The organism is Citrobacter sp. HN-141, from assembly GCF_033341895.1.
Taxonomy (GTDB): Bacteria; Pseudomonadota; Gammaproteobacteria; order Enterobacterales; family Enterobacteriaceae; genus Citrobacter.
In genome coordinates this window covers 240,079-254,727 of sequence record NZ_JAWPBF010000001.1, presented here as the reverse complement: position 1 = coordinate 254,727, position 14,649 = coordinate 240,079, and the positions used below count along the sequence as shown (strand labels likewise).

General features: G+C 51.5%; 9 protein-coding genes. 5 read left to right on the top strand and 4 right to left on the bottom strand.

The window, feature by feature from the left end; all coding sequences use genetic code 11:
• Positions 1-103: 103 nt before the first annotated feature.
• Both atoC and atoS read right to left on the bottom strand, forming a co-directional pair.
• Positions 104-1,489: an acetoacetate metabolism transcriptional regulator AtoC gene (gene atoC, locus RYZ59_RS01200; protein WP_202038222.1), complete on the bottom strand. Its 1,386-nt coding sequence runs from the start codon at positions 1,487-1,489 to the stop codon at positions 104-106.
• Positions 1,486-3,324, bottom strand: coding sequence for a two-component system sensor histidine kinase AtoS (gene atoS / locus RYZ59_RS01195; protein WP_318044340.1), 1,839 nt, complete (start codon positions 3,322-3,324; stop codon positions 1,486-1,488). Before atoS ends, atoC begins: the two co-directional genes overlap by 4 nt.
• Positions 3,325-3,492: 168 nt before the next feature.
• On the opposite strand from atoS, the gene rcsC reads away from it, so the two are divergent.
• Positions 3,493-6,339 carry a two-component system sensor histidine kinase RcsC gene (rcsC, locus tag RYZ59_RS01190; protein ID WP_318044339.1) on the top strand — a complete coding sequence of 949 codons (2,847 nt, stop codon included), beginning with the start codon at positions 3,493-3,495 and terminating at the stop codon, positions 6,337-6,339.
• Between the two features lie 112 nt (positions 6,340-6,451).
• On the opposite strand, the gene rcsB is transcribed toward rcsC, so the two are convergent.
• Together rcsB and rcsD are read right to left on the bottom strand one after the other, a co-directional pair.
• Positions 6,452-7,102 (bottom strand): response regulator transcription factor RcsB, encoded by a 651-nt coding sequence (gene rcsB / locus RYZ59_RS01185; protein ID WP_003027592.1) that lies wholly within the window; start codon positions 7,100-7,102, stop codon positions 6,452-6,454.
• A 16-nt stretch (positions 7,103-7,118) separates the two neighbouring features.
• Positions 7,119-9,788 carry a phosphotransferase RcsD gene (gene rcsD / locus RYZ59_RS01180; RefSeq protein WP_318044337.1) on the bottom strand — a complete coding sequence of 890 codons (2,670 nt, stop codon included), beginning with the start codon at positions 9,786-9,788 and terminating at the stop codon, positions 7,119-7,121.
• A gap of 741 nt (positions 9,789-10,529) precedes the next feature.
• On the opposite strand from rcsD, the gene RYZ59_RS01175 reads away from it, so the two are divergent.
• From RYZ59_RS01175 to alkB, 4 genes are all read left to right on the top strand, one after another.
• A complete protein-coding gene (locus RYZ59_RS01175) occupies positions 10,530-11,630 on the top strand; it encodes a porin OmpC (RefSeq protein ID WP_137384120.1) in 1,101 nt (366 codons plus the stop codon).
• Between the two features lie 115 nt (positions 11,631-11,745).
• Complete coding sequence (gene apbE / locus RYZ59_RS01170) at positions 11,746-12,801, top strand: FAD:protein FMN transferase ApbE (protein WP_318044335.1); 1,056 nt, start codon at positions 11,746-11,748, stop codon at positions 12,799-12,801.
• 79 nt (positions 12,802-12,880) lie between these two features.
• Entirely contained in the window at positions 12,881-13,945 is a 1,065-nt protein-coding gene (gene ada, locus RYZ59_RS01165) for a bifunctional DNA-binding transcriptional regulator/O6-methylguanine-DNA methyltransferase Ada (RefSeq protein ID WP_318044333.1), read from the top strand.
• Positions 13,945-14,595, top strand: coding sequence for a DNA oxidative demethylase AlkB (alkB, locus tag RYZ59_RS01160; protein WP_411961630.1), 651 nt, complete (start codon positions 13,945-13,947; stop codon positions 14,593-14,595). Before ada ends, alkB begins: the two co-directional genes overlap by 1 nt.
• The last annotated feature ends 54 nt before the right edge of the window (positions 14,596-14,649 follow it).

The following is a 14,649-nucleotide window of genomic DNA, read 5'->3' as shown; positions in this document are numbered from 1 at the left end:
TTTGAATTTTATGATTTATTTTTTATTGGCTGGTGAGGGGAAGGGGGAGTTGCTATGCAGAGTTTTGCGCAGTGTGCAAAATTCTGCATAGCAAATTTAGGTATCAGGAGCCTGACGGGTCAATACCATACTCTTGCAATTTGTACATCAGAGCGCGCCGACTGATCCCCAGCATTAGCGCGGTACGGGTGCGGTTGCCATCCTGATTGTCGAGCACCTCAAGGATGATGCGTTTTTCCTCACGCTTAATTTCTTCCTTCAGATTGCGTTCTCCGGTCTGAACTGCTTTTACCTCTGTTACGGTACTGACAGGCGATCGGAACTGCGCAGGCAGGTCTTCGGCAAAAATCACCGCACCGGTATTCATGACCACCGCGCGTTCGATGACGTTAGACAGTTCACGAATGTTCCCTGGCCATGGCCAGGCGGTAAGCATGGACATCGCCGTTGGATCGATCTCAATGATATCCCGCTGATTTTCTGAGCTAAATTTTTGTAAAAAGTGATTCGCTAACAGGGCGATGTCTTCGCGGCGTTCGCGTAACGGGGGAAGGGTCAGATGAATCACGTTAAGCCGATAAAACAGGTCTTCGCGGAACGTTCCTTCCTTCACCATTGTTTGCAGGCAGCGGTTGGTGGCGGCAACAATACGGATATCGACGCGGATAGTTTGGTGTCCGCCGATGCGCTCGAACTCTCTTTCCTGCAAAATACGCAGCAGTTTGGCCTGCAGAACTAGCGGCATTTCACCAATCTCGTCGAGCAGAAGCGTTCCCTGATGCGCACGTTCGAACAGTCCCTGGCGTAGGGTCTGTGCACCGGTAAATGCCCCCTTTTCGTGACCAAACAGTTCGCTTTCCAGTAAGGATTCCGGTAAGGCCGCACAGTTGATTTTGATAAAGGGACCGTTGGCGCGTTTACTGTTGTAGTGGATGGCGCGGGCAATCAGCTCTTTTCCTGTGCCACTTTCACCGCTAATTAGTACGTTCGCCTGTGAGAGGGCGATTTTTGCCGTGTCTTTACAAATATCCATCATCACCGGGCTGTTGGTCAGGATATGCCCCCATTGCCAGCTGGTGCTTAGCGCCTGATGTAGATTGCGGATCTCCTGCTTCATTGCCTGTAGCTGTAGTGCGCGCTGAATGACCAGATTGAGCTCATCCAAATCAAAGGGTTTAATCACATAGTCAAACGCGCCGCTACGGAGAGCTTCCACTGCGGTTTCCACTTCGGCGTAGGCCGTCATCAGAATAACGGGGATCCGCGGCTGCTGGGCGCGCATGACTTTCAGTGCATCAATACCGTCCATCTCTGGCATGCGGATGTCCATCAGTACTACGTCAGGATGCGTATCAGCAAACAGAGTCAGCGCGGCTTTTCCGTCGCTGGCGCAGTGCGTTTCATGCCCTTGCAGGGAAAACGCAGTGGTAAGCATACGGCGAACATTTTCTTCGTCATCAACGATGAGAATTCGGTAGGTCGTTTTCATTCTGACGGATTTCCCTGCGGGTTAAGAGGTAAAATCAGGGTGAAGGTTGCGCCGCAGCCCGGCATACTTGTCACGTGGATATCCCCCTGATGCGCGTTGATAATGCGCTGGCTTAGCGCCAGTCCAAGACCCGTACCTGACGCTTTGGTCGTAAAGAAGGGGTCGAATATTTTCTTCTGAATAGCACTATCGATACCGTTGCCATTATCTTCAATCATCACCGCCTGCTGTGAGGTGGAGTATTGCCAGGTGCGGATGCGAATTTCGCCCCGTGCGGCTATCGCCTGCACCGCATTGATTAAAATATTGAGGATCACCTGCTTGAGGAGTTCGCGATCGGCGACGATGGCGGGCAGGCTGGCATCTAATTCCGTGGTAAACGCGATTCGAGCCTGTAGGCCCGCGGTTTGCACGAGGATCAGCGTTTCTTCAATCAACGCGTTGAGCCGTACCTGCTGCCACTGGCTTTGCCGCGGGCGTGAGAAATCCAACAGTTGCTGGATGACTTTATTGATTGAGTCAATTTCGTTCAGCACAACGGATAAATATTCCTGATGTTCTGGTAAAGACGTTTGTTGGCGGATGATCTGGACGTAGCCACGGATTGCCGTCAGCGGGTTACGTACCTCATGCGCCACTCCAGCCATCAACTCGCCGAGCGTCGCGAGCCTTTCCGTTTGTGCCAGTCGGCGCTGGGTCTCTTTGCGGGCCGTTAAATCAGAGAAAATCACCAGGGCTCCGATTAGCTCGCCATGCGCGTTATGGATCCGGCTGGTGGTGACGCTTATTTCAATGGTGCGGTCGCGACCAGGAAAACTCACCTCCTGGGCGACATGTTCGGTGCCGTGCTCCAGCGTATCCAGTACCGGGCTGGAAAACTGAGTATCGGCAAAGAGGGTTGCATAGGGTTGCCCGACCAGTTCATGCAACTGATAGCCAGTGATTTGCTCTGCCGCCGGGTTCATGGTGGTGACATCGCCCTGTCTGTCGATGGCAATGACGCCGTCTGCTGCGTTCTCAATAATCAGGTCGTTAAGGGTTTTGGTTTCCCGAAGCGTTTGTGCCAGCGCATTGACGCTGCGGCTGATTTGCCCCAGTTCGCCGGGCAGTTCAGGCAGGCGGGCTGGCGTTTTTTGCGCCAGCGTGGAGAGTCCGTCGGTGATAATGTCGATATTCGCACTGAGACGGCGAGAGAAAAGCACAATCAACAGCAGGCTACTGATGAGTCCGGCAGCCAGTACGGCAATGATCCTGACGTCCATTTTCCAGGCTTGCTGGCGGATATCTTCCGTCAGTTCATTCGCCCAGATATAGCCAATGACGTCACCCTGTCGTTCGATGGGGATCATGGAGTTGAGGATGTCGCCACGAACCTGTCGTCCGGAAAAAACCACAGGTGCGTTGCTGCGCATCACTTCGCGCCCGGGGTGATCCTCGGTGATGGTGATACCGACATTACTTTGGTACAACGCAGAGGGGGCGTAGGTGATGATTGCATCCAGTGCTTTGTTGTAATACCCCGCACCAATGCCAGGAAATGCCTGGGTGATCCGTTCGGTGATGGGGCCCAACTCAAGATTTAGCGCCCGAATGCGCGCTTCACGCGGTAACTCCGCGTAGTGGCTAAAGCGATCGCCCAGCGCGCCGTTAAGCAGAGTGAGCACCGATGACAGTTTTTTCTCTTTTTCAGATAAGACTGCTGACCGGCCTTCGGTTTCTACGATATAACCAATAGAAATCGTCGGCACAATGACCATCAGAATGGCCATCATGATCATTTGGTTGCGTAAACGTCGCGGGTATAAACGACGCGTCAGCCATCTCAGCTTGCGCATTCTCACATCCGTGCAGTGTTTTTTAGGCAAACGACGATTATCAGGGGTTAAGACAACGGTGTCAGAGCGGTGTATCATATTCCCGTAAAGAGAGGGCATTGCGACGCCGGACATTTACCGCTACCTTAACCACACTCTATTGATACCCTGAGGCGGAGCTTCGCCCCTTTGAAATACCTTGCTTCCGTTCATTCAACCCTAAAAGTCTCACGCTACCTGTTCAGAGCGCTGGCCTTACTGGTCTGGTGTCTGATTGCTTTTGCGTCGGTGTTCTACATTGTGAATGCGCTGCACCAGCGAGAATCTGAGATCCGCCAGGAGTTTAATCTCAGCTCCGATCAGGCCCAACGCTACATTCAGCGTACTTCTGACGTGATAAAAGAGCTGAAATACATTGCTGAAAACCGGTTAACGGCAGAAAACGGCGTGATGTCATTGCGGGCACGGGATGATAAAACCGTGGTGCCGAATTTTGAACCGCTGTTTGCCGATTCCGACTGTGCGGTGATGGGGAATGCCTGGCGTGGCTCGCTGGAGTCATTGGCGTGGTTTATGCGCTACTGGCGCGACAATTTCTCAGCGGCTTATGATTTGAACCGCGTGTTTCTGATCGGCAGCGATAACCTCTGTATGGCCAATTTCGGTCTGCGGGATATGCCTGTCGAACGTGACGAGGCGCTGAAAGCGCTGCATGAGCGCATCATTAAGTATCGCAATGCGCCGCAGGAAGAAAACGGCAATAACCTGTTCTGGATAAGCCAGGGACCGCGTCCGGGGGTGGGGTATTTTTATGCGCTGACGCCGGTCTATCTTGCCAATCGTCTGCAGGCGTTGCTGGGTGTGGAACAGCCGATTCGCATGGAGAACTTCTTTACGCCGGGCAGTTTGCCGATGGGGGTGACAATCCTTGATGAAAATGGTCATGCGCTGATCTCACTCACCGGTCCTGAAGGCGCTATTCAGTCTGAATCGCGCTGGATGCAGGAGCGCTCGTGGTTTGGCTACACGCCGGGTTTTCGCAACCTGGTGTTGAAGAAAAACCTGCCGCCGTCATCGCTCAGTATTGTGTACTCCGTGCCGGTCGATCTGGTGCTGGAGCGGATACGCATGATGATCCTGAATGCGGTTCTGCTGAATGTGCTGGTAGGTGCGGCGTTGTTTATGCTGACGCGCATGTATGAGCGGCGTATTTTTATTCCAGCGGAAAGCGATGCCCAGCGCCTGGAAGAGCATGAGCAGTTTAACCGTAAAATCGTGGCTTCTGCGCCGGTCGGTATTTGTATTCTGCGCACAATTGATGGCATTAACATTCTGAGCAACGAGCTGGCGCATACCTATCTCAACATGCTGACGCATGAAGACAGGCAACGGCTGACGCAAATTATCTGCGGCCAGCAGGTTAATTTCGTCGATGTGCTGACCAGCAATAATACCAATCTGCAAATCAGCTTTGTGCATTCACGTTATCGCAATGAGAACGTAGCGATATGCGTCCTGGTCGATGTGAGTGCGCGTGTGAAAATGGAAGAGTCGTTACAGGAGATGGCGCAGGCGGCGGAACAGGCCAGCCAGTCAAAATCAATGTTCCTTGCGACGGTGAGTCATGAATTACGCACGCCGCTGTATGGCATTATCGGCAACCTCGACCTGCTGCAAACGAAAGAACTGCCCAGCGGAGTGGATCGCCTGGTGACGGCGATGAATAACTCCTCCAGCCTGTTGTTGAAGATTATCAGCGATATTCTTGATTTCTCGAAAATTGAATCCGAACAGTTGAAGATTGAACCGCGTGAATTTTCACCGCGGGAAGTGATGAGCCATATTACGGCCAACTATCTGCCGCTGGTAGTACGCAAGCAACTGGGATTGTACTGTTTCATCGAACCGGATGTGCCTGTGGCATTAAATGGCGATCCGATGCGCTTACAGCAGGTCATTTCTAACCTGTTGAGTAATGCGATTAAATTCACTGATACCGGCTGTATTGTGCTGCATGTTCAGTGCAGCGGCGACTACCTCAGCATTCGTGTGCGTGATACTGGCGTGGGGATCCCGGCTAAAGAAGTCGTTCGCCTGTTCGATCCCTTCTTCCAGGTGGGGACGGGCGTGCAGCGTAATTTCCAGGGGACCGGGTTGGGTCTGGCTATCTGTGAGAAACTGATCAGCATGATGGACGGGGATATTTCCGTCGATTCTGAACCGGGGATGGGGAGCCAGTTTACGCTGCGGATACCGCTGTATGGTGCCCAGTACCCACAGAATAAAAGCGTGGACGGTCTTGCCAGTACCCGCTGCTGGCTGGCGGTGCGAAACGCGTCACTCTATCACTTTATCGAATCCAGCCTCACGCGCACCGGGATGACGGTGCTGCGTTATGAGGGACAGCAACCTGATGCAAATGATGTATTGATTGCTGATGATGTGCAGGATCAGGCATGGCAGGGACGAGCCACGGTGATTTTCTGTCGTCGCCACATTGGTATTCCGCTGGAAAGAACGCCTGGGGAGTGGGTGCACAGCGTGGCATCACCGCACGAGTTGCCCGCGCTGCTGGCGCATATTTACAGCGTTGAACTGGGCAGTGAAGCACTTTCCACCGCACTGCCAGCTCCGGACAAAGTGGGCGCCACAAACGATGACATGATGATTCTGGTGGTTGACGATCATCCGATTAACCGTCGTTTGTTGGCCGATCAGCTAGGATCGTTGGGGTATCAGTGTAAAACTGCTAACGACGGTGTGGACGCGCTCAATGTGTTGAGTAAAAACCATATTGATATCGTGCTGAGCGACGTCAACATGCCGAATATGGATGGCTATCGTTTGACGCAGCGTATTCGCCAACTGGGGCTAACGCTGCCGGTGATTGGTGTGACGGCCAATGCTCTGGCGGAAGAGAAGCAGCGTTGTCTGGAGTCGGGAATGGACAGCTGTTTGTCCAAGCCAGTGACGTTAGACGTGCTAAAACAGACGTTGACGGTCTATGCGGAACGCGTGAGAAAAACGCGGGGATAAAAGGGGCAGGGTAGCGGTGTTTGCCTTATCCGGCCTACAGAACATACACAACGCTGTATTGTTCGTAGGCCAGATAAACACGGTGCCATCAGGCAGATGATATGAAACCGAATTACTCTTTATCTGACGGGCTTAACGTCACGGATGACAGGTAATTCAGCAGGGCGATATCGTTTTCCACGCCGAGCTTCATCATTGCAGACTTTTTCTGGCTACTGATGGTTTTAATACTGCGATTGAGCTTTTTAGCGATTTCAGTCACCAGGAAACCTTCGGCAAACAGGCGCAGAACTTCACTTTCTTTCGGTGACAGGCGTTTGTCGCCATAGCCGCTGGCGCTGATTTTTTCCAGCAGGCGAGAGACGCTTTCCGGGGTGAATTTCTTACCTTTTTGCAGCGCCGCCAGCGCTTTAGGCAGGTCAGTTGGCGCACCTTGTTTCAGCACGATCCCTTCAATGTCGAGATCCAGTACCGCGCTCAGAATGGCCGGGTTGTTGTTCATGGTCAAAACGATGATCGACAGGCTTGGGAAATGGCGTTTAATATATTTAATTAACGTGATCCCATCACCATATTTATCCCCCGGCATTGAGAGATCGGTAATCAACACATGAGCATCTAATTTAGGCAAATTGTTGATCAGTGCAGTGGAGTCTTCAAATTCGCCGACAACGTTCACCCACTCGATTTGTTCAAGTGATTTACGAATACCGAACAGTACAATCGGATGGTCATCGGCAATAATTACGTTCATAGTGTTCATGTATTGGGCTACCTTGCTACAGCAAGCTCTTGACGTAAACGTCAATGTCGCTGATGTACTTTTCTATACCTGGAGCATCTTTCTCTTGAATAAGATGTTCCAGCGCTTCACATAACTGCTTGCCGGGTACCAGATTAAGCATGGCAAACACGCCTTTCAGGCGATGGGCCGTTTGGGCTAACGCAGCGAAATCGCTGGTTGCTGCCTCAGTATACAACCTCTTAACATCATCCGGTACTGTGTCTACAAAGAGTGCATAGTAACCACTGGCATGAAGTTCGGCGTTTTCATCACCGCCGAGGGTGAGTTCCTGGATCTCTTCTTGCGCCAGTTGTTCTTCTATTAGCTCCAGGACAGCTTCCTGCATAGCATTGCTCATATTAAAGTTGACGCGCAGCTGACCGGGGCCAATTTTTCGCACGCCAGACTCATCATCGCTTAAAAGCAAGCCCGAGGCAGTAAGATTAGACGGATTATCAGTGATAAAGAGATCATATTCTTGACTATTCAGTCGCTCATCGGGCGTGATGCAGGTTGCCCCCCAGTTTTCCAGCTGACGCAATACAATGCTGCGTACGTCATTCGAGGTGACGTCAACCATCACGCTGACGTCATCCAACAGGCGTTCTTCATTATCAGCATGTTGGTCATGCAGCGGCATCTTAACATGGACGATATAACGCGTTCCAAGTTCTTCCCGCGCTTTAATATTCAGATGTCCACCCAGTTTGCGTGCGAGCTGATCGCACAACCAGAACGTGAGTGGATTCGCTTTGCCATATCGATCGCTCTGGGTGTCATTGCTGAACGGGAAGTGCAGATTATCAATTTCATTCAGCGCGACGCCTTCCCCGGTATCCAGAATACGGAAGGTCAGACGCTCTGCCTCCGACTCATCCTGGTCGACGTCCAGCGTAATTTTGCCAATCTGCGTTGTGGTCACGCCATATTGAATGAGCAGCAGCAAAATACGACGCAGGGCATCGCGGTCGCCACGGCGCTCATCATTGGCGCTCAGATGATTTTTAATCAGCAGCTGTAACCCTTTACGCTTGATGGCGGGTAATACTTCAGGCACGACGTCGTCAATTAACGCCTGCACGGAAAACAGCGTTGATTCACTTTTCCAGTCATCGCTTTCCAGAAGATTGGCCAATTGAATCTCATCGACCATACGTACCAGAACGTCTGCCTGGTTTGCCAGTTTGTGGCTGTCGGGCGTATTGAGTGCGGCAGCATTGATGGCCAGCGTTTTGGCAGGATCTTTCAGTGCGCTACCAATGTTTTGCATAAAGGCAGCGCGTGCCTGTTGGTTTTTCTCATACAGTCGCTGCGCTTGTTTCAGCTTTTTATTGACCAGTACTTCGCGATCCTGGTCGCGAATGATAAAGATCTGCGTGCGGGCTGAGATCTGGCTGCGGAACAGCCTGATCTCATACAATTCATTATTGATTGTGGCCTGGATGACTCCCTGATGCTGCTCCGCCATACTGGTGATATTTTGCAGATTTAAATGTGGCAGCAGATGGTCGGCAATTTTATTGCTGATAACCGTGCGGTTGGATTCCTGGTCGTGCACCAATAACCCCAACGGCAGCAGCGAAACAATTTCTTCATTGATTGCACGCAGCACCCGGAGTTCATTATTTGCGGCAAGGTTTGGCGCCACTTCGTTTGAGCGGGCAGGGAGGTGGCGGAAAGTGGTATAGCCAAACAGCGCTAACGCCAGCAGAGCAATATTCAGTAACAGCGGCAGCAGAATGCTTTGCAGCGTATCAAGCAGTAATGAACCAAAGGGAACCTGCCAGACCAGTCGCATATCCGTTGAATTTAGCGCTGAGGAGATCTCAATCTTGCTATTGTTAAAGTTGATGCTGACGCTGTCAGGCGACTCTTTTTCACTGAGATGCTCAGCCGTAGACGTGGCATCGGGCTCCAGGTGAAAGCTGTCCAACTGCATGCCCGGCGGGATCAAATCATTAATCGGCAGGTCAAACGCGACCACGGTTGCCAGATGCCCTGGCTGATTAAAGGTTGTGCGTAACGTGAAGTAATGGCCGTTTTGCCAGACTAACCGGCGAAGGGACGAGAAGCTTTCACGCTCATCAAGCGCATTGGCCTGTTGTAACATTTCAGCGCGGCGCGAATCGACAATGTTGCCAATTGTCGATTCTTTAAAGCCGGAGGTGAGATCTTTCAGCGGCAGCGTCGAGATAAGAATCAGGCTATTGTCCTGACCATTCAGATAATACATTGACCATGGGACATTCTCCGCGCCCCACAGCGTATCCAGATAGGTTGAGATACGCTGGGTCATTTCCAGCGTAGAACTGTCATGCGAGCCAAAAATCAGCGCTTCCGTCTTTCTCCGGGGTTTTTCAAGATAGTAGACATCTTGCTTGAGCCGGGTTTCCTGTAACCCGTCGGCAGTTGATGAGTTGGTTGTAGCTGCAATATTGTCATAGATTTGCCAGGTCACGTATCGCCAGGTATCCACCCTTTTATGAATTGCGTGGGTGATATCGACAATCTGATAGCTCTTATCTTTTAGCCAGGTGTTGACCGCGCTCTGGACCATCACGCCCATCATCACCAACAGCACCACGATCAGTAATAAGAAGAAACGGGTAATACTTCCCGGAAGCAGGGAGAATCGGGTAGAAGCCGTTGTGTCAGACTGACTCATTCGTGTTTATGACCTGTTAAAACGACGCTAAAGATGAAGGGGCAGTATAAAGGGTAATGTATGAATTGCCATACTTACGCAACATCCGCTGAGCTGCATTTTTTATTGCTGTGTATCGTTGCCAGGCAGGCAATGCAAACATGTACAGCCGGTCACTATCGGTACAAATAGAGGTATGAAAACGACAGATTTAGCATTAAATAACAAGAAATTATTTGTCTGATTTATATGTGATGGTGAACAGGTGAGATAGTTAATAGTCGTTATAGTTATTCATCGGTAGCACAGAACCGTGACGTTTGTGTAAAGAAGGGTAAAAAAAAACCGAACGCAGAGCATTCGGCTGAAATAGGGGTAAACAGACATTCATGAATGAATGACGGTAATAAATAAAGTTAATGATGATAGCGAGTCTATTTTAGTTGCGAGTGAAGATTTTGTTTTATCATTCAGTGCTATGGCTGTGTTTTGTGTAACTGATTGATTTATAGGTTTTTTGTAATGGTTCTTGACTATTCGTGCTTATTCTCTCCATTTTCTTAATTAAAAAAAGTTCCCTTTTGTTAATATTTTGAAACATCTCCATCGATAAATGAAACATCTTTAAAGTATTAGTATCATATTCGTGTTGGATTATTCTGTGTTTTTGCGGAGAATGAAGTTGCCGACTGGTTAATGAGGGTTAGCCAGTGAGCAGTGGCATAAAAAAGCAATAAAGGCATATAACAGAGGGTTAATAACATGAAAGTTAAAGTACTGTCCCTCCTGGTACCGGCTCTGCTGGTAGCAGGCGCAGCAAATGCGGCTGAAATTTACAACAAAGACGGCAACAAATTAGATCTGTACGGTAAAGTCGACGGTCTGCACTATTTCTCTGATGACTCTACTAAAGATGGCGATCAGACCTACATGCGTATCGGCTTCAAAGGTGAAACCCAGGTTAACGACCAACTGACCGGTTACGGCCAGTGGGAATACCAGATCATGGGTAACTCCTCTGAAAACGAAAACAACGCCTGGACGCGTGTCGCGTTTGCCGGTCTGAAATTCGCTGATGCAGGTTCTTTCGACTACGGTCGTAACTACGGCGTGGTTTATGACGTCACGTCCTGGACCGACGTCCTGCCGGAATTCGGCGGCGATACCTACGGTTCTGACAACTTCATGCAGCAGCGTGGTAACGGCTTTGCAACCTACCGTAACACTGATTTCTTCGGTCTGGTTGATGGTCTGAACTTTGCCCTGCAGTACCAGGGTAAAAACGGTAGTCCGGAAGGTGAAGGCATGACCGGCGTGACTGGCAACGGTCGTGACGCACTGAATCAGAACGGTGACGGCGTTGGCGGATCTATCACTTATGATATCGGCGCAGGCTTCTCCCTGGGTACCGCGGTCACCAGCTCCAAACGTACTGATGAGCAGAACAAGCTGGGCTTCGGTACCGGCGATCGTGCTGAAACCTACACTGGCGGTCTGAAATACGACGCGAACAACGTCTACCTGGCAGCACAGTACACCCAGACCTACAACGCAACGCGTGCGGGCAAACTGGGCTGGGCTAACAAAGCACAGAACTTCGAAGCTGTTGCACAGTACCAGTTCGACTTCGGTCTGCGTCCGTCTGTGGCTTACCTGCAGTCCAAAGGTAAAGATCTGGACAGCGGCTACGGCGACCAGGATATCCTGAAATATGTTGATGTTGGCGCGACCTACTACTTCAACAAAAACATGTCCACCTATGTTGATTACAAAATCAACCTGCTGGATGACAACCAGTTCACCCGTAATGCCGGTATCTCTACCGATGATATCGTAGCACTGGGTCTGGTTTACCAGTTCTAATCTGCATTTATTTCTATCAAAGGCCCTACGGGGCCTTTTTTAATGCCGTTTTTCTGACGTACAAACACTCTTTTTTGGTGTACTCTTGCGCCCGTTTTCATAAGGGTAATCACGTATGGATATGATTTTTTGTCGTGCAGCGCTCCTGGCTGTAACACTCTTTTTTGTCGGGTGCGATGAGGCCCCGAAATCAACCCAGACCCCGTCCTCAACCGCGACAGTCCTGGAAGGCAAAACCATGGGCACTTTCTGGCGGGTCAGTGTGGTTGGCGTGGATGCCAAACGCGCCGGGGAGTTGCAGGCGAAGATCCAGACGCAGCTCGATGCTGATGATCAACTGCTTTCTACCTATAAGAATGATTCTGCGCTGATGCGTTTTAACCTGTCGAAAAGTCTGTCGCCGTGGCCGGTGAATGATGCCATGGCAGATATCGTGACTTCGGCGCTGCGCATTGGCGCAAAAACCGATGGGGCCATGGATATTACCGTGGGACCGTTGGTCAATCTGTGGGGATTTGGCCCGGATAAGCAACCGGTGCATATTCCCACTCAGGCGCAAATTGACGCAGCCAAAGTGCAAACCGGGCTTGCACATCTGAAGGTGGTTAATGAGGCGCACCAGAATTATCTGCAGAAAGATCTGCCGGCGCTGTACGTTGATCTCTCCACCGTGGGGGAAGGGTATGCGGCCGATCATCTGGCGCGCTTGATGGAACAGGAAGGGATCGCCCGCTATCTGGTTTCTGTTGGTGGTGCTCTGAACAGCCGTGGAATGAATGCCGAGGGGCAACCGTGGCGTGTGGCAATACAGAAACCGACCGATCGTGAAAACACGGTGCAGGCGATTGTCGATATCAACGGACATGGCATCAGCACCTCCGGTAGCTATCGCAACTATTACGAACTGGACGGAAAACGTTTGTCCCATGTCATCGATCCGCAAACCGGTCGTCCTATTGAACACAATCTGGTCTCTGTGACGGTGATTGCACCTACGGCGCTGGAGGCTGATGGTTGGGATACTGGGCTAATGGTGCTTGGCCCGCAAAAGGCCAAAGAAGTCGTGCGTCGCGAAGGGTTGGCGGTGTATATGATTGTTAAAGAAGGCGACGGGTTTAAAACCTGGATGTCGCCGCAATTTAAAAGCTTCCTGGTCAGCGAAAAAAATTAAAAAGCAAGATTGCGGGTTTTTATAACCCGCAATGCGGACACACTGAGGCTAAGCGCTATGCTTAACAAAGGAGTCCATCATGACAAATCTCTTCCATATAACTGATGATGAACGCTGGCAGTCTGTGCTGGATCGTGACGCCAGGGCTGACGGTCAGTTTGTTTTTGCTGTTCAGACGACCGGCATTTTCTGTCGACCGTCCTGTCGGGCAAAACACGCGCTGCGCAAAAATGTCAGTTTCTTCGCGGATGCTGAGCAGGCACAGGCGGCAGGGTTTCGTCCCTGCAAACGCTGCCAGCCGGACAAAGACAGCGCACAACAGCAGCGGCTGGACAAAATAGCCCACGCCTGTCAGTTGCTGGAGCGAGAGTCCCCCCTCACACTGGAGGCCCTGGCGCAGCATGTGGCGATGAGCCCGTTTCACCTGCATCGCCTGTTCAAAGCAACCACCGGGATGACCCCGAAAGCCTGGCAACAGTCATGGCGTGCCCGTCGCCTGCGTGACGCGCTGGCAAAAGGCGCACCGGTCACGCAGGCGATTCTTGACGCCGGATTCCCCGACAGCAGCAGCTATTACCGCAAAGCGGATCAGGCATTAGGCATGACCGCCAGGCAATTTCGTCAAGGCGGCGGTAATGTTTCTGTGCGCTATACCCTCGCAGATTGCGCTCTGGGTCGCTGCCTGGTCGCGGAAAGTGAACGGGGTATCTGTGCAATCTTGCTGGGCGACGACGATGCTGCGCTGATCGCAGAATTACATGAACTGTTTCCGACGGCACGTGACGAGCCCGCCGATGCGGAGTTTCAACAACATGTGCGTGAGGTGATCGCCGTGATTAACACGCGCAATACTGCACTGTCACTGCCGCTGGATATTCAGGGAACTGCCTTTCAGCAACAGGTATGGCAAGCGCTGCGGGCAATCCCTTGTGGTGAGACGGTGAGTTATCAGCAACTGGCCAGCACTATCGGCAAGCCGAAGGCGGTGCGTGTCGTCGCCAGTGCCTGCGCGGCGAACAAACTAGCTATTGTGATCCCGTGTCACCGCGTAATCCGTGGCGACGGCGCGCTTTCTGGCTATCGTTGGGGAATAACGCGCAAGGCGCAGCTATTGCAACGTGAAGCCACCCGCGAGGAAACCTAATGCTCGATCTCTTTGCCGATGAGAAACCCTGGCACGAGCCGCTGGCGTCAGGTGCGGTGATTTTGCGGCGTTTTGCATTTGAATACGCACCCGCTTTACTGCAGGCAATCGCGGCGACAGCCAGGCAGTCGCCGTTCCGCCAGATGGTCACCCCTGGCGGTTATACGATGTCGGTAGCCATGACGAATTGCGGCCATCTGGGGTGGACAACGGATCAACATGGCTACCTCTATTCACCGGTCGACCCATTAACTGGCGCTCACTGGCCGCCATTACCCGAGGTCTTTGCTGAGCTGTGCCAACAGGCGGCAACGGCCGCAGGCTATCCTGATTTTCAACCGGATGCTTGCCTTATTAATCGCTATACGCCGGGGGCAAAACTGTCTTTACATCAGGATAAAGATGAGCCTGACCTGCGAGCGCCTATCGTCTCTGCATCGCTGGGCCTGCCGGCAATTTTTCAGTTTGGTGGCTTACGGCGCAACGATCCCCTAAAGCGAGTATTGCTGGAACATGGTGATGTGGTGGTATGGGGGGGAAACTCGCGGCTGTTTTATCACGGCGTCCAGCCGCTTAAGACAGGGTATCATCCGTTGACCGGAGATTGTCGCTACAACCTGACGTTTCGTCAGGCGGGTAAAAAAGAATAAAAATAAGAATTATTATTGCTGTCAGCGAAGAGATGTTTAAACTGCGGGCTGTTA

Coding starts and splice junctions, on each gene's coding strand:
- atoC (WP_202038222.1), bottom strand. CDS start 1,489: ATGAAAACGACCTACCGAATTCTCATCGTTGATGACGAAGAAAATGTT.
- atoS (WP_318044340.1), bottom strand. CDS start 3,324: ATGCGCAAGCTGAGATGGCTGACGCGTCGTTTATACCCGCGACGTTTA.
- rcsB (WP_003027592.1), bottom strand. CDS start 7,102: ATGAACACTATGAACGTAATTATTGCCGATGACCATCCGATTGTACTG.
- rcsD (WP_318044337.1), bottom strand. CDS start 9,788: ATGAGTCAGTCTGACACAACGGCTTCTACCCGATTCTCCCTGCTTCCG.
- RYZ59_RS01175 (WP_137384120.1), top strand. CDS start 10,530: ATGAAAGTTAAAGTACTGTCCCTCCTGGTACCGGCTCTGCTGGTAGCA.
- apbE (WP_318044335.1), top strand. CDS start 11,746: ATGGATATGATTTTTTGTCGTGCAGCGCTCCTGGCTGTAACACTCTTT.
- ada (WP_318044333.1), top strand. CDS start 12,881: ATGACAAATCTCTTCCATATAACTGATGATGAACGCTGGCAGTCTGTG.
- alkB (WP_411961630.1), top strand. CDS start 13,945: ATGCTCGATCTCTTTGCCGATGAGAAACCCTGGCACGAGCCGCTGGCG.